The organism is Methanococcoides sp. (genome assembly GCF_030594565.1).
In the GTDB taxonomy this organism is placed as follows: domain Archaea; phylum Halobacteriota; class Methanosarcinia; order Methanosarcinales; family Methanosarcinaceae; genus Methanococcoides; species Methanococcoides seepicolus.
This window is the reverse complement of record NZ_JAUVEY010000009.1, coordinates 12,428-28,484: the sequence shown is the minus strand read 5'-3', so window position 1 is coordinate 28,484 and position 16,057 is coordinate 12,428. Positions and strand designations below refer to the sequence as shown.

At 44.9% G+C, this 16,057-nt stretch carries 15 protein-coding genes, 1 tRNA gene and 1 pseudogene; 13 read left to right on the top strand and 4 right to left on the bottom strand.

Translation table 11 applies throughout. The annotated features are described in order from the left end of the window. A pseudogene (locus QAS77_RS01660) lies at positions 1–384 on the top strand (hypothetical protein); the annotation flags it as partial. A gap of 8 nt (positions 385–392) precedes the next feature. Here QAS77_RS01660 and QAS77_RS01655 read toward each other — a convergent pair. Beyond that, positions 393–1,031 (bottom strand): histidinol phosphate phosphatase domain-containing protein, encoded by a 639-nt coding sequence (locus tag QAS77_RS01655; protein ID WP_305063932.1) that lies wholly within the window; start codon positions 1,029–1,031, stop codon positions 393–395. A gap of 208 nt (positions 1,032–1,239) precedes the next feature. Between QAS77_RS01655 and QAS77_RS01650 the strand changes: the two genes are divergently transcribed. Next, complete coding sequence (locus QAS77_RS01650) at positions 1,240–1,530, top strand: DUF211 domain-containing protein (protein ID WP_250867868.1); 291 nt, start codon at positions 1,240–1,242, stop codon at positions 1,528–1,530. An 18-nt stretch (positions 1,531–1,548) separates the two neighbouring features. Here the strand turns inward: QAS77_RS01650 and QAS77_RS01645 are convergent, their stop codons facing one another. The 3 genes from QAS77_RS01645 to QAS77_RS01635 are packed head-to-tail and all read right to left on the bottom strand — an operon-like array spanning position 1,549 to position 4,175. After that, positions 1,549–2,349, bottom strand: a complete 801-nt coding sequence (locus tag QAS77_RS01645) for a 23S rRNA (uridine(2552)-2'-O)-methyltransferase (RefSeq protein ID WP_250867886.1) — start codon at positions 2,347–2,349, stop codon at positions 1,549–1,551. A 30-nt stretch (positions 2,350–2,379) separates the two neighbouring features. Then, complete coding sequence (locus QAS77_RS01640; RefSeq protein ID WP_250867869.1) at positions 2,380–3,153, bottom strand: DUF7109 family protein; 774 nt, start codon at positions 3,151–3,153, stop codon at positions 2,380–2,382. Between the two features lie 11 nt (positions 3,154–3,164). Continuing rightward, positions 3,165–4,175 carry a Vms1/Ankzf1 family peptidyl-tRNA hydrolase gene (locus tag QAS77_RS01635; RefSeq protein ID WP_250867887.1) on the bottom strand — a complete coding sequence of 337 codons (1,011 nt, stop codon included), beginning with the start codon at positions 4,173–4,175 and terminating at the stop codon, positions 3,165–3,167. Between the two features lie 95 nt (positions 4,176–4,270). On the opposite strand from QAS77_RS01635, the gene coaBC reads away from it, so the two are divergent. The 11 genes from coaBC to rpoB all read left to right on the top strand — a co-directional run bounded on the left by coaBC (position 4,271) and on the right by rpoB (position 16,053). Further along, the gene (gene coaBC / locus QAS77_RS01630) at positions 4,271–5,515 is read left to right on the top strand and encodes a bifunctional phosphopantothenoylcysteine decarboxylase/phosphopantothenate--cysteine ligase CoaBC (protein WP_305063931.1); all 1,245 of its coding nucleotides are present in this window, start codon (positions 4,271–4,273) and stop codon (positions 5,513–5,515) included. Next, positions 5,505–6,386: a pantoate kinase gene (locus QAS77_RS01625; protein ID WP_305063930.1), complete on the top strand. Its 882-nt coding sequence runs from the start codon at positions 5,505–5,507 to the stop codon at positions 6,384–6,386. The genes coaBC and QAS77_RS01625 overlap by 11 nt, the downstream gene beginning before the upstream one ends. 94 nt (positions 6,387–6,480) lie before the next feature. Then, complete coding sequence (locus tag QAS77_RS01620) at positions 6,481–7,431, top strand: prohibitin family protein (protein WP_305063929.1); 951 nt, start codon at positions 6,481–6,483, stop codon at positions 7,429–7,431. Positions 7,432–7,445: 14 nt separating this feature from the next. Beyond that, complete coding sequence (locus QAS77_RS01615; protein WP_305063928.1) at positions 7,446–8,201, top strand: 4-phosphopantoate--beta-alanine ligase; 756 nt, start codon at positions 7,446–7,448, stop codon at positions 8,199–8,201. Between the two features lie 8 nt (positions 8,202–8,209). After that, the gene (locus tag QAS77_RS01610) at positions 8,210–8,848 is read left to right on the top strand and encodes an HD domain-containing protein (protein WP_305063927.1); all 639 of its coding nucleotides are present in this window, start codon (positions 8,210–8,212) and stop codon (positions 8,846–8,848) included. A 15-nt stretch (positions 8,849–8,863) separates the two neighbouring features. Further along, positions 8,864–10,168 carry an amidohydrolase family protein gene (locus tag QAS77_RS01605; RefSeq protein ID WP_305063926.1) on the top strand — a complete coding sequence of 435 codons (1,305 nt, stop codon included), beginning with the start codon at positions 8,864–8,866 and terminating at the stop codon, positions 10,166–10,168. Positions 10,169–10,219: 51 nt separating this feature from the next. Then, positions 10,220–11,455, top strand: coding sequence for an adenosylhomocysteinase (locus QAS77_RS01600; RefSeq protein ID WP_305063925.1), 1,236 nt, complete (start codon positions 10,220–10,222; stop codon positions 11,453–11,455). Positions 11,456–12,010: 555 nt separating this feature from the next. Then, positions 12,011–12,087: transfer RNA gene (locus QAS77_RS01595), tRNA-Lys, on the top strand. A 46-nt stretch (positions 12,088–12,133) separates the two neighbouring features. Next, on the top strand, positions 12,134–12,370 hold the full coding sequence (locus tag QAS77_RS01590) for a DNA-directed RNA polymerase subunit H (RefSeq protein ID WP_172368762.1): 237 nt from the start codon (positions 12,134–12,136) through the stop codon (positions 12,368–12,370). A gap of 240 nt (positions 12,371–12,610) precedes the next feature. Next, a complete protein-coding gene (locus tag QAS77_RS01585) occupies positions 12,611–14,242 on the top strand; it encodes a DNA-directed RNA polymerase subunit B'' (protein WP_442920353.1) in 1,632 nt (543 codons plus the stop codon). Continuing rightward, positions 14,239–16,053: a DNA-directed RNA polymerase subunit B gene (gene rpoB / locus QAS77_RS01580; RefSeq protein ID WP_305063924.1), complete on the top strand. Its 1,815-nt coding sequence runs from the start codon at positions 14,239–14,241 to the stop codon at positions 16,051–16,053. The genes QAS77_RS01585 and rpoB overlap by 4 nt, the downstream gene beginning before the upstream one ends. Positions 16,054–16,057 lie beyond the last annotated feature (4 nt).

Sequence of the window (16,057 nt, the reverse complement as noted above, 5' to 3'; positions counted from 1 at the left end):
AGGGACATCTCAAGTAATGATGTTGAAGGCAGTATGGGTGTCCTTGACCTTTCATTGCCAGAACATGTGGATTATGTCTCATTCGGTGTCGATCCCGATCCGGATATGGATGGTAATCTGACGAATACGGAATGGGCTGTGGGAAAGAATACCATTCTTTGTAGCTATTCCGAAGGTTTCAAAACACGTGTTCATATCAATGGTGACCCGATAGAGTTCAGGAAAGGAATCTCTAATAATGGGGATGTTTGGGTCCCTGATGATGACAGTTCTGCTTTAGGTTCTGGCAAAGGTGTCGTGCTCGAAGGGCCGATCTCAGGAGAATTCGTATTTGAACCTGTGTTCGTAGAAGGTGAGGGCAAATATACCCTCAGCCATTTTTAAAGACCGTTTTACTCGATAAAGCGCACAGAGTTCTCAAGCACTTTCTTTGCCTGTGACTCAGTTAGTCCCGCACCCATGGCGATCTTAAGTGCGGTCTCTTTTGTAATGAGATTTTCCGGACTGTGTGTGTCTGTATTGACCACCATGGTCGCACCAACTTCTGTTCCGAGCCTTGCAACGTGTCCGTTCGTTCTGTTGTGACCGTTCCTTGCGGTTATCTCGAGGCAGGTCCCATTGTCGGCAGCCATTTGTGCTTCTTCTTCGGTTATGAAACCAGGGTGTGCAAGAATATCAACATCCTCACAGGCAATTGCTGCAGCGTTCGTACCAGGTGCAACAGGTTCCACCGGGCTTTCTCCGTGAACGACAACTATCTCTGCTCCAAGTTCCCTTGCCATCTTTGCAAGGGATGCTATCTTGTCTGGGTGTACGTGTGTTATCTCAACTCCGGGGATAATTCTGATGTCCATGACCTCTTCCATGTATCTTGCTTTCTTGATGCATGAGAGTATGTGTTCCACGTTGGTAAAATCAGCATGGTCTGTAAGCCCGATACCTCTGTATCCAAAAGTAACAGCTCTTCGTACAAGTTCACTTGGAATAAGTTCTCCGTCACTGAAGACGGTGTGTGTGTGTAGGTCGATCATGTACTCACCTGGGATTTTATTGTATAAATTATGAATTAATTTTTGTTTTTAATGACCTGTTCATATTAATCGTTTGTGTACGAACAGTATTCCTATCAATGTTTATATAAGGTTTGCTGACAAAACTTAAATTGTTAATTATCAGATAATTATCTATATTTCTATTACTCTCCGAATTGACCAGAAGTTTTTGGGAAGGCTGAACAAATTGACAAGAATTCGAAGATTGGTTCTGGATGTATTGAAACCCCATCATCCCTCTACTATCGAACTGGCTGGAAAGTTGAGTGGTGTTGATGGTGTTACGGGTGTGAATATCGGTCTGTATGAGGTCGACCAGAGGACAGAGAACATCAAGATCACCATTGAAGGTGATAATATTGAATATGAAGTGGTAAAACAGGAGATCGAAAAACTTGGAGCGGTCATTCACAGCATAGATGAGGTCGCTGCCGGCTCGCTCCTTGTGGAAGAAGTGGAAACCCTTCAGGATCGCTGAAGGATGTAACTTTTTGCTTCATTCCTCTTTTTTTGATCCATCAGGTGCATAACGTGCAATGACAATTGCAAAAGCAAATTCCGGTTTAACATCTACTATCTTTATCCGGACGAGATCTCCTTTTTTAACCTCATCTTGCACAAAGACCACAAAGTCTTCAACAAAGGCTATACCATTGCCCTTAGATCCTATCTTTTTGATGGTGACATCGAACTTATCATCGATCTTTAAGGGTGCTGTTAGCAATTTCTTCCCGATGACATAGATCTCTGCACTCTCTTGCCTTGAGGCTTTTGGTGAGAATGCACGGGTGTACGTGAAACTGTCGCGAACTTTGTCCATGTACTCTTTGAACATATCACCCTGAAATACTTTCACAATAAAATGTCCCTTTGGTTTAAGGATCTTCTTTGCACATTCAAGGGCAGATGTGGTAAGGTCGATGGAACGTGCATGGTCAAGGCTCCAGTTGCCGGAAAGGTTTGGTGCAGCATCACATATAACTACATCAGCGCCTCCTTCACCTACCAGTTCTATTATCTTTTTAATTGTTTCGTCAGATGTGATATCCCCTTTGATGGTATCCACACCTTCGATCTCCTTTATGCGGCGAAGGTCAACTCCTACTATCTTTCCGCCGGAGATCTTCTTGGCGACTTCCAACCATCCTCCTGGAGCGGCACCCAGGTCCACGATAGTATCGCCTTCTTTGATCACGTCATGTTTTTCATTGATCTGGAAAAGCTTGTAGGCTGCCCTTGAACGATAGCCTTCGTCCTTTGCTCTCCAATAATAAGTATCTCTTCTATCCCTTGCCATGTATATCTGACCTCTCATCGCATGCAAACATCAAATATCTTGTGCTGTACCAAGGGAATCGATCTGTTTGCTAAGAGCTAATATGTCGTTCTCCATATCTGCAATGCCGCCTTCGAGCCATGAATCATAATCGTAGTAAACGTTCAGAAGGTCGCTGTATTGTTGTTCAAGTGTCGGGATATCCGGACTCCCTTCCACATTCTCCGAACATTTGTCCATATTGTGCTTGAGTTTCGTGAATCTTGCTTTTAGTCTTTCGGAATTTCTCTGTGTGAGCTTTTCCGAATCAACTTCGTTCCTGTCCGGTTTCAGTATATCCATTACTTCGCTGAGTTCGAATGGATGTTCGGGAAATGCGTTGGGTCCAAGGATATAGAACTCCCTACCCTCTTTCACATTCTCCGAATATTTGTCTATATTGTGCCGGAGTTCTGCGAGTCTTGCTTTTAGTCTTTCGGAATATCTCTGTGTGAGCTTTTCCGAATCAACTTCGCGCTTGTCCAGTTTCAGTATATCTAATACTTCACTGAGTTCAAATGGATACTCGGGAAATGCATTGGGTCCAAGGATATAGAACTCCATGCCCTCTTCACATTTGTCACATTCTTCAATTAGTTCTTCTGAAGAGATGGTCTCAAGAAGATGTTCGGAAACAGCCTTTTCACACATTTTCTCAATTTCGTCATGCAAAGGCTCATCTTCATCCCTTTCATAGGCAAGTTCCTTCACGATGCTGATCACTTCTTCATGAGTTGCTGCACCAAGGGCACCTACGATTCCTTCGAGTTCTTCCGGCTCTATCATGTGAACATCTCTCATAATCTATAACGACGGCAACTAAAAATACTTCTCAGAATATTGCCTGTGTCATGTTTTTCTATCCTTGCGTCAATGTTCCTTTCCATCAACGGTATCTCGATATTCATCTCATCCACTATATGGCCGGCAAGGACAATATCGCCGCAGAGGAACATCATATCGATGTCGATCATCGAGCTTGCAAGTAGATCTTTCAGTGCACTTCTGACTTTATCTGCGTGGTGCGCAATATCTTCATCCCGAAGCCTCTCAAAACGTCTCTGGCTAAATCCACCTTTTGTGTGTTTTGCCTTGACACTGCTTCTGATGACCATGTCCTCATCAAAGACGGTCTTATCTGATGTTATTCCTATGAGCGATTCCCCTGCATGTGTTGCAAGTACGCAGACGGTCATTTCCCGGTCCAACAGCTTTGTAAGTGGTTCTACATTGAACGATCCGGCAATCTCCAATAAACTTTCGGTTATGGGGGTGGGGGGTACTATTACTTCGCATACCATCTTCATATTGTCGTAAAATAGCACATATCCCGTATTGGAATTTATCTTTTTGAGCAACTGCAATGTGTCCTGGTCGAGATTATTTGTGAGTTTTCCCTGTATCTCGTTGGCCTGCATCTGTTCATATGTTGTGTATGCAGTGATGAACGAATCGTTGCCGGAAGTTATGGATGCTAACCTTTCGATGTAAGGTTCGAAAGACGATGGTGCTATCTCTTCAATAAGGGAAAATGAGTTCTCATTCGTTCCTTTGTTCCTGAGCTCTTCAAGTTGGTACGTAAGCGTTTCTATACGGACATTAGCCTCATTCAGCTTCTGTTCAGCTTCCTGTTTTGCGGCAATGGCTTTTTTTGTATTAGTTTCGTTCTTTTCAAGCCGCTTTTTGTCTATCTCCATTTCAAGTAGATGTGACTGTAGCTTCTCTATCTCCTTTTCCAACTTTTCTTTTCCTGAATACCGGCTGAAAAGCGAGTTCAGGTTATCCGCCACTTTTTTCTTATCATCCATTTTACTCAAGTTAAGTTCTCCATAAATAAAAAATCTGTCATATCTTCTTGAAACATTCAGTAAGGTACTTATTATTAGAATACAAACTCTATCTGATGAATACTTCACGCCATCCTACTATGTGGATAAAGGGGCAGAAAAGCGCTTCTCTTTCCGGAAAGACAATAGTTCTTGCAGTAACGGGCAGTATCGGTGCAGTACGGGTCATAGAACTTGCACGTGAACTTATCCGTAATGGTGCAGAGGTCTATGGTGTGATGAGCGATGCTGCACAGCATATAATCCATTCGGATGCATTACATTATGCAACAGGGCATGAAGTGATTACTGACCTTGCTGGCGAAGTCGAACATGTTAAGTTCTGTGGTGCTGAAGGGTGTGCCGATCTTCTTCTGATAGCACCGGCAACTGCTAACACTATTGGTAAGATGGCATGCGGTGTGGATGACACACCGGTGACTACCTTTGCGACCACTGCCATAGGTTCCGGTATTCCGGTAATAGTTGTGCCTGCCATGCACAATTCCATGTATGAACATCCGGCAGTGATGGAAAATGTCGATAAGTTAAAGGGCTGGGATATTTCATTTGTTGGTCCTCATCTCAGTGAGGGTATCGCGAAGATAGCATCGAACGACCAGATAGTACTTGCTGTGGAGCGTGTTCTTGGGGATAGTATCCTTTCAGGTAAAAAAGTGCTCATTACGAGTGGGGCGACAGCAGAATCCATCGATCCTATCAGAATAATTACCAACCGTTCTTCAGGCAATACTGGCAGGGAGATCGCACTGGAATTCTATCGCAGGGGTGCAGAGGTTACTGTGGTTCACAGGGGCAATCTCGAGTTTGATGGTGTCAGCGAGATACTTGTGGAAAGTGCCGGTCAGATGGTGGATGCTACATTAAAGGAACTTGAGCACGGTTATGATATGCTTATCAGTGCGGCAGCGATCTCTGATTATACTATTGATGCCAGGGACAATAAGATCAAGTCCGGCGGTGATCTATCATTGAAATTTAGAAGCACCCGAAAACTGATACGCGAGGTGCGTGATGCTTATCCCGATATATCTATAATAGGTTTTAAGGCAGAGGCATACATTTCTGAAGATGAGCTTATTGCCCGTGCAAAAGATTCGATGAAGGATGCGGATCTGGATATGGTTGTGGCTAATGAGGTTGGTACCAGCGGCATGGGTACAATTGAGAACGATGTCTACATAATACCTGCTGAAAATGGTGCTATCACTCATATCAGTGGGAACAAAAGACTGATTGCTGAAGCATTGGCGGATAATATAGAAGAAATGTTGAGGAACCGGGAATTAAATGTCCACTGAGGGTTCTGTTGGCAGGGCTTTTGCTCCGGGGCATATTACCGGTTTCTTTGAGATCCATAATGACCCCCTGCCTCAAAAGAGAGGTTCTACAGGATGCGGTCTTGTTCTTGATGGTGGTATTGAGACTACAGTTTCTGAATGCGTGGATATGACGGAAATTTTCCTTGATGGTATTCCTGTGGTAGCAGAGACGACAAGGGCAGTTGTAGATAAATTAGTGGATTTTCCGGTCAAAGTTAGTTGCACTTCCTCTATTCCGATCGGGTGTGGGTTTGGTGCTTCCGCTGCAGGTGCGCTGAGCGTGGCCTATGCGTTGAACGAAGCCTTCTCTCTAGGTCTTACTTCCAATCAGCTGTTAGAAACTGCTCATGTTGCAGAGGTTACGAATGGAAGTGGGATGGGTGATGTGGAAGGTCAGTCACAGGGTGGGATACCTATCCGTCTTTCTGCGGGCTGTCCTCCGTATGGTAAGCTTGACAGGGTTCCTTCACCTCCTTTCGAGATATTCTGTGTTGTGTTGGGTGAACTTTCTACTGGTTCTATACTTGAGGACCGTACTATTATGAATGAGATCAATTCTGCCGGCAGGGAAGCTTTACGTTCGTTACTTTCAAAGCCTACGCTCAAGAATTTCATGTTACTCTCTAAACAGTTCACATTAAGATGCGGGCTTGCAAGTGAACGCTTGTTGGATGCTATCGAAGCTGTGGATGCTATTGGTGGTCTGTCATCTCAGGCAATGCTGGGGGGTACTGTTTTTGCGATTTCGGGGGCTGCTTCGAGGGAGGAAGTGATAGGATCCCTTAAGGAGTTCGGTGATGTCATTACCTACAATGTTGGTTCTTGCAATCGACTTCCTTTGGATGTTTGATCGCGGATTATTTTGTTCGCAACATTGAAGAAGACATATTAACTATCACAGTATATTCTGAATCAGTCTTATTTTATAAAAAGGAGCAAAAATAATGGTAATGGAAGAAGATTGGGATCCCAAAGGCCCAAAAAGTACTAAAGACCCACAGATGCCGGAGATAAAGATCCCTCCAATGGTGGCAAACATCCTTCGTGGTGGTGCAATAGTTCTTGTGATATTGCTGATCTTTTCGGCAGTGTTCGGATCTATATTCGTTTCAGTTGGTGCAGGACAGGTCGGAGTGAAGTTCAGTCAGTTCGGTGGTGTAATGGATGATGAACTTGGTGAAGGTTTGCATATTGTACCTCCCTGGGTAAGCGTTACAAAGTATTCTGTCAGGAGCGAGATGTACACAATGAGTGCCAAAGCTGGAGAGGGTGAAGTTACCGGTGATGACCAGATAAATGCATTGACCAATGAGGGCTTGACGCTAGGGCTTGATATCTCTGTCAGGTACAGGCTTGTTTCGGAAGATGCAAGCGTTGTTCATACAAAACTTGGTACCGCTTATGCAGAGAAGATCATCAGACCTACTATCAAATCAGTTATAAGGGAAGTTGTTTCCGGCCATACGGCCATGGCCATATATGGTGAGCAAAGAGACCTTGTAGCTACTGAAATGCGGGACGAGATGGAAAATGCTCTCGTTGCCGATGGTATAATCGTTGAAGAGGTCCTACTCAGGAATGTCCAGCTTCCAGCAAAGATCGCTGATGCTATTGAGTCCAAGCTTCAGGCAGATCAGGATGCCCAGAGGATGATCTTCGTGAAACAGAAAGAGCAGCTTGAGGCTGAAAGAAGGATAATCGAAGCTAACGGTATCGCCAATGCTACGATCGTTCAGGCAACGGGTGAGGCAGAGGCTCTGCGTCTAATTAATATGGAGCTTTCAAAGAACCCGAAGCTTATCAACTACAAGTACATACAGATGCTTGATGGTCAGGAAGTGCAGACTATAATAGTGCCTTCGGATCAGGGAATCATTCTTGATGCTACCGCGTAAGATCAGTGGTATGTATGAGTGATATTCCTAAGGATCACCCTCGCTACATTTCCCTTATGACAAGGGAGCGGATAGTCGAGGGTGTGGATATTGGAATTACCAGTCAGCAGGGATTGGTTGCACAGGGCAGAGGTGAGTGTTTCGATTATCTTGTCGGTGAGAGGACCACCACCTCTGCTTTTTTGGCAGAGAAAGTAGCTGTATGTATGCTGCTTCTTGCTAAACGTCCTGTCCTGTCTGTCAATGGGAATGCTGCGGCACTTGTGCCGGAGTTCCTTGTGGAACTTTCCGAACTGGTCGGTGCTCCGCTTGAAGTGAATTTGTTCCACCGTAGTGATGAACGTGTGGAGCGTATAATTTCTTATCTTAAGCAAAAGGGTGCGTCTGAGGTGCTTGGTGGGAAGGGGGATGCAAGGCTTTCTCTTGATCATGGCAGAGCCATCGTGGATTCGGATGGTATTTACAAAGCGGATGTTGTGCTTGTTCCTCTTGAGGATGGTGACCGGTGTCAGAAACTTGTTGATATGGGCAAGACCGTTATTGCGATAGACCTGAACCCAATGTCACGTACGTCCCGAACTGCAAGTGTGACCATTGTTGATAATGTTGTCAGGGCACTTGCAAACATGGTCGGGCTTGCAACCGAACTAAAAAAGCTTGATCCTTTTGAACTTCAAAACATTGTAAAAGAGTATGACAATGGCAGGATATTGTCGGAATCTGTTCGTGAGATCCGCGATGGGCTTGATGGTATGATCATTGATATGTGAGGTTGGGTATGGTCCTTATTGAAAAAACCCGTAAATTCGTTGCGGATGTGCTTGCCGATGAGCCGAGTTCTCATGAGATGTCCCATATTGAACGGGTTGAATCCACATGTATGGTGATACAGAGTGAGGAAGGTGGCGACATTCAGGTTATACGGCTTGCAGCTCTGCTTCATGATGTGGGGGTAGTAAAAGAGCATCGTGAAGGTGGTGACCATGCTGTCCATAGTGCTGAGATGGCGTATGATCTTCTCATGAAGGAAGGTGTTGAGTCTTCGGTTGTCGATCATGTCGTTTCCTGCATCCGTACGCACCGGTTCAGTCGGGGGCACAAGGCAGCATCGCTCGAAGGGCAGATATTGCAGGATGCCGATCGTATCGATGCTCTTGGGGCTATCGGGATATTCAGGGCGGTAATGTCAATGGGTGCTCTGCGTAGCTTGAAACATTCCAGTGGGATCGAGAAAAGTTCATCAAGAAATGCTTATGCGGCAGATCCTCTGGATGGCTTTGCTGAATATATGGAAATGAAACCTTTTAAAATAATGGGTGGCTTAAACACTACGACTGCAAAGAGGATTGCAGCGGACAGGCTCAGGATAATGCATCAATACCTTGATGCACTTGAGGTTGAAACATCGAACAAGTAACAGGTATATGATCATATGGCGGATATTATAATTAAGAACGGTAATGTTCTGACAATGGACCCTGAGTTAGGGGACCTTAAAAACGGGGTTGTGGTTATAGATGATGGCAGTATAGTCGAGGTTGCCGAGTCAACTGAAGCGACAGCAGATACTGTTATCGATGCACGTGGCGGCGTCGTTATGCCGGGTTTCGTTAATACACATACCCATGCAGGCATGACGCTTTTCAGGGGTTATGCAGACGATCTTCCGCTTGCGTCATGGCTTCAGGACCATATATGGCCGGCAGAAGCTGAGCTTACTGCGTCAGACGTGGTCGCGGGTACGAACCTTGCATGTCTGGAAATGATCAAAAGCGGAACCGTGGCCTTTGCGGATATGTACTTCTTCATGGAAGAGGTCGGTAAGGTCGTGGAGTCTTCAGGCCTAAGGGCTGCTCTTTCCTACGGCATGATCGAACTGGGGGATGCTGAAAAGGGGAAGAACGAACTTAAGAAAGGTAAAGGGTTTGTGAACGAGTGGAATGGAAAGGCAGACGGGAGGATCTCTGCAATGTATGGTCCGCATGCACCCAATACCTGTTCAAAGGATTTCCTCATTAAAGTAAAAGAACAGGCTGTTGCAGATAATGCTAAGATACATATTCATGTGCTTGAGACCGAGGCTGAACTGAACCAGATGAAGGAACAGTACGGTATGTGCTCTGTCAATATGCTGGATAGTATCGATTTCTTTGGACCTGATGTTCTTGCGGCACATTGTGTCTGGCTTTCTGATGGGGACATGGACATCCTGGCCAACAATAATGTCAATATCTCGCATAATCCGGTGAGCAATATGAAGCTGGCATCAGGTGTCGCACCGGTGACGAAATTGCTTGATAGGGATGCAAATGTCTGTCTTGGTACTGATGGTTGTGCTTCTAATAATAATCTCGATATGTTCGATGAGATGAAAACTGCCACATTGTTGCAAAAGGTGGATACCATGGACCCAACTGCACTTCCTGCAAGGAAGGTGCTTGAGATGGCCACTATCAATGGGGCAAAGGCACTTGATATTAAGGGTGGGATGTTGAGGAAAGGTTATAATGCAGATGTTATAATTGTTGACATGAACAGATCCCACCTGACTCCGTTGTTCGATGTGCCTTCACAATTGGTATATTCGGCAGGCGGAAGTGATGTGAGGACTTCTATTGTCAATGGTAAGGTTCTCATGGATGATCATAAGGTGCTTTGCATGGACGAGCAGAAGATCATCGATGATGCTAAAGAGGCGGCTTTCGATCTGGTGTCAAGGGTCGACGCTAAGAACTGATGCGGTTTCGTTTTGTTATACAATATTTGAATTTATACTGGAGATCTAAAGATGAGTGATAAAGATTTGATAGAATCCGGTGATATGAAGATCGGGTGGGTGCGCAGTCACATGCCTGTTCTTTCTATCATTCGTGAGAACTTCGAACGTGAACAGCCTTTGAAAGGACATAAGATCGCAATGGCGTTGCATGTCGAAGCAAAGACCGCCGCTCTTGTGGAGGCACTTGCTATCGGTGGTGCCGAAGTTGCCATTACAGGCTGCAATCCGTTGAGCACACAGGATGATGTTTCAGCAGCTCTCAATACGCGTGATAATATCAAATGCTATGCAAAGTATGATTGCTGCAGTGATGAATATTATGAGGCTATCGATAAAGTGCTCGATATGAAGCCTGATATCACTATTGATGATGGTGCAGACCTTATCTTCAAGCTTCACACCGAGCGCACAGATCTGCTCCCAGGGATTCTTGGTGGCTGTGAAGAGACCACGACCGGTATTCACAGACTCAAGGCAATGGAGAAAGATGGTGCATTGAAGATGCCAGTTGTTGCGGTAAACGATGCAATGACAAAATTCCTTTTCGATAATAGGTATGGTACAGGTCAGTCAGCATGGGATGGTATCATGAGGACCACCAATCTTCTGATTGCTGGAAAGACCGTTGTTATCGGTGGATATGGCTGGTGTGGTAAGGGTGTTGCAATGCGTGCTTCAGGACTTGGTGCGGATGTCATTGTGACAGAGATCGACCCTATTCGTGCACTCGAGGCTCGTATGGATGGTCACCGGGTCATGTCCATGGCCGAGGCTGCAAAGTATGGTGATATATTCGTCACAACTACGGGTAATGTCGATATCCTTTCAAAGAAGCACTTTGAGGTAATGAAAGATGGTGCAATTCTTGCAAATTCAGGTCACTTCAATGTGGAGATCAATCTTGAAGAGCTGACTGCCATGGCCAGTTCTGTAAGGGCGGTCAGGAAGAATATCAAGGAGTACAATGTTGCGGGTAAGAGAATTAATGTTCTTGCAGATGGCAGACTTGTAAATCTTGCAGCAGGTGATGGTCATCCGGCAGAGGTTATGGATATGAGCTTTGCAAATCAGGCACTATGTGTCAAATATATTGCTGAGACCAAACTTGAGAATGGTGTACATCCTGTACCGCATGATCTTGATATGTATGTTGCTGAACTGAAATTGAAATCAATGGGCATTGATATTGATAAACTTGAACCTCATCAGACCGAATATATGGAAGGATGGGAGTGCGGGACATAATTGTCCTGTAATTATTTTTTTAATTGTTTTTTTCTTTTTATCGTTTGATCGGTATGTTCAAAATTTAAAATTTCAGTGTATATATCTTCTTTTTTGATGCATTCAAGTCATTGGTTGGTGATTTTCGGGGTCAAAGCTTATATAATGAGAGGCATATAATGGAAATCCCGAGAATGCAATATGCTAACTCTCTTTGCGGGTATTGGTGCAACTTTATCTGTAAGTTGTTATTCAGGCTGAATAGTACTTTGCAAAGATCTGATTAGTGCGTTAGCGGTCTGATAAATGCGCTTGATATTGATAAGGGCAGGGTGTTCAATAATTCCATGTGAAAAAATGGTTAACTTTGTAAAAAGTGAAAATAATCCTATAAATATGTATTGACAATTTCATACCTCTTTCATTTATATTTCAATATGTATTTTGTACGTGTGGATTGAGTACGTTCACTCAAAAAATATGCCCGACGTGTAACCGGTATGCTTATATAGTAGTGTTCCCTTGTTACCTCGCTGTATGAGGCGGCATTTATGGTGCCAGTGCAGTAGTCACCGTGGGCTTGTAGCTTAGTCAGGCAGAGCGTCTGGCTTTTAACCAGACGGTCTAGGGTTCAAATCCCTACAAGCCCGCCAGCAATTCATGGATATATTGCTTGCATATTTTTTAGGAGGAGTAAATTTGAGTAAGTTCAGCCTGCTTGACCACGAATTAATCCCCCATCATGAAATTATGGATGAGGATGATCTGAAAACTGTCCTGACACATTATAATGTTGAAAGGGAACAGTTACCAAAGTTGAAAGTAACAGATCCTATCGCACAAGAGATTGGTGCGGAGCCTGGCAATGTTGTGAAGGTTATTCGCAAAAGCCAGACTGCAGGTGAAGCACTGTATTACAGATATGTAATAGAGTGAAACGAGGTTTTAATATTTGAAATATCTTGTTTATTCTTTATCCACTTATTTTGGTTGCTTTTTAATGCATTGTTTCGAGGGTGCATTCGACCGAGTTGATACTGTGACCGCCTATGTGGTCGCAGTGACCGTTAATTCCACTAATTTTTCTTTCTAAAATCCAATTAACTAAAAGAGGGTGCTATCATCGCGTTAGACACGAGCGTATTATCAGAAGCCTATTTCACAAAGGACAAGATTGTGCAGCATCACATTGACTCTTATGACAAGTTTGTCAAACATGGTCTTCAGAAGATCATTAATGAACAAGGTATGATCGAGACCGATCTCGAGGATATCTATGTCAAACTTGGTAAGATAAGGGTGGAACATCCAGTAGTAAAGGAAGCAGATGGTGCAATTGAGAAATTGTATCCAAACGAGGCAAGGTTGCGTAACCTTTCTTATTCTGCTCCTCTTTTCCTGGAAATGTCTGTTGTACAGAATGGTGAGGAAGGAGAGCCAAGGGAGGCAAAGGTCGGCCAGCTTCCTGTAATGATCAAATCGGAGATCTGTAACCTTGTTGGCATAAGCGATGCCGAAATGATCCAACATGGTGAGGATCCGCTTGATCCTGGGGGATATTTTATTGTAAATGGTACTGAACGTGTCGTGATGACACTTGAGGACCTTGCCCCTAACAAGATCCTTACTGAGCTCGGTGAGCGTTACGGTGACTCCATCGAAGTTTCAAAGGTGTTCTCTCAGAGGAGAGGTTACAGGGCACTGGTAGTTGTGGAAAGAGGCAGGAAATCCCTTTTGGAGATCTCATTCCCATCTATATCCGGACGTGTCAACTTCATTACATTGATGCGTGCTCTGGGTGTTGAGACCGATGAAGATGTCGCAAAGATCGTTTCGACCGATCCTGAGATCATGAAGTTCATGTTCGAGAACCTCGAAGAGGCAGAGGTCTTCACAATAGAAGATGCTATTGAGAAGATCGGTGGTCGCGTGGCTTCCGGGCAGGCAAGGGAATACCAGATGAAGCGTGCGAACTATGTGATCGACCGTTATCTTCTTCCGCACCTTGGCAACGATCCTGCTGACAGAATACCAAAGGCACATTTCCTTGGTAGGATGGCAGAGTCATGTTTCGAGCTTGCTCTTAAAAGGCGCTCAGATGATGATAAGGACCACTACTCCAACAAGAGGCTTAAGTTGACCGGTGACCTTATGGAAGATCTTTTCAGGGTAGCTTTCAACCGTCTTGCACGTGATGTAAAATACCAGCTTGAAAGGGCTAACATGAGGAACAGGGAATTGAACGTAGCGACACTTGTGCGTGCGGATGTTCTTACAGATCGTCTTCAGCACCCCCTTGCCACAGGTAACTGGGTAGGCGGTAGAAGTGGTGTATCTCAGTTGCTTGACCGCACGGATTACATCTCAACTCTTTCTCACTTAAGGCGTGTCATTTCTCCACTTTCAAGGGCACAGCCTCACTTTGAGGCTCGTGATCTGCATCCTACTCAATGGGGACGCCTTTGTCCTTCAGAGACCCCCGAAGGTCCAAATTGTGGTCTGGTGAAGAACTTTGCCCAGATGGTCGAGCTTTCTACTGGTATAGAGGATAAGGAAGTTGTTAAGAATATCATTTACGGACTTGGTGTAACTCCTGTGGAAATCTACGTTCCGGAAATTATCTTGGAATTGGCTGCCGATGTTGATTATGAGGAAGACCTGGAATTGACTCCTCATGATGAGGGCGAAGGACCTGCTGTAAAGGTTGAAACCAAGGCAGAGTCTGGGCCCAACGTTGTTGATTATCATAAGTACATGGATGAAAATGCCGATCCCGTGGGCGGCGATGAGACGGAGGTGCAAGAATGACTGAAGCAAAAGTCTTCCTCGATGGGGAATTTATCGGAACTCACGATGATCCGGTAGAGCTTGTCGAGAATATAAGGGGGCAGCGCCGCAGTGGTATGTTGCCTGATCAGTTGAATGTAACTCTTTATGAGGATATTCACGAATTAATCATAAGCTCTGATATGGGTCGTGCAAGAAGGCCTGCCCTCGTTGTTGAAGATGGTGTTCCGCTGATCACTGAGGAACATATCGAAAAGCTCCGGGATGGCGAGATCTCGTTCCGTGATATCTTGAATATGGGTTTTGTTGAATATCTGGATGCTGAGGAGGAAGAGAATGTGTTCATTGGTCTTTATGAAAAGGACCTTACTCCTAAACACACCCATCTTGAGATAGACCCCTCCCTAATGCTTGGTATCTGTACTGGTATGGTCCCATATCCGGAGCACAATGCTTCTCCGAGGAACACCATGGGTGCAGCTATGATCAAGCAGTGTATCGGGGTTTCTTCATCCAACCTGAAACTCAGGCCTGATACACGTGCGCATGTACTTCACTATCCGCAGAAGGCAATGACGCGTACTCAGACCTGTGATGCTATCCATTTCGATGACCGTCCGGCTGGACAGAACTTCGTTGTCGCTGTCATGTCCTACGAAGGGCATAATATTGAGGATGCACTGGTTTTCAATAAAGGTTCCATTGAGAGGGGTCTTGGAAGAAGCCACTTCCTGAGAACCTTTGAAGGTGAAGAACGCCGTTATCCTGGTGGCCAGGAAGACAAGTTCGAGATACCGGATTCTGAGTTCAGGGGTGCCCGTAGTGCAGAAGCATATGCAAACCTCGATATTGATGGTCTTGTGAACCCGGAAACCGTTGTAGGTCCAAATGATGTGCTTATCGGCAAGACAAGTCCTCCAAGGTTCCTTGAAGAACAGTCTGACTTTGGTATAACCATTGAACAGCGCAGGGAAAGTGCGATCACGATGCGCTCTAACGAGAAAGGTATCGTTGATACTGTTATTCTTACTGAGTCTATCAATGGTACAAGGCTTGCAAAGGTGAAGATAAGGGATGAGAGGATTCCTGAGATCGGTGACAAGTTCGCATCAAGACACGGTCAGAAGGGAGTTATCGGTTTGATAGTTCCATATCATGATATGCCATTTACAGAACTGGGTATGGTCCCTGATCTTGTTATTAATCCTCACGCTATCCCTTCACGTATGACCGTTGCCCACGTTCTGGAAATGATCGGTGGGAAACTTGGTTCTATTGAAGGTCAGCGTATGAGGGGTACTGCATTCTCCGGTGATAAGGAGGATGGTATCCGTGCAGGGCTTCAGAAAAATGGTTTCTCGCACACAGGAAAAGAGGTGTTCTGTGATGGGGTTACCGGTAAGAAGATCCAGGCAGATGTTTTCGTTGGTGTTATCCTTTACCAGAAGCTCCACCACATGGTTGCATCAAAGATCCATGCAAGGTCCAGAGGTCCTGTGCAGGTATTGACCCGTCAGCCAACTGAGGGACGTGCTCGTGAAGGAGGTCTTAGGTTTGGTGAAATGGAAAGAGATGTACTGATCGGACACGGTGCTGCGATGACCTTGAAGGAAAGGCTTCTCGATGAGTCTGATAAGGTCGTAGAACTCGTATGTGGACACTGTGGTATGGTGGCAACCTTTGACAGGACACGTAATATCAGATACTGTTCGAACTGTGGTGCTGAAACGGACATTCACCCGGTGGAAATGAGCTATGCTTTCAAGTTGCTTCTTGATGAGATCAAATCCCTTGGGGTTGCTCCAAGACTTAGACTTGATGATGCGGTGTGATAAT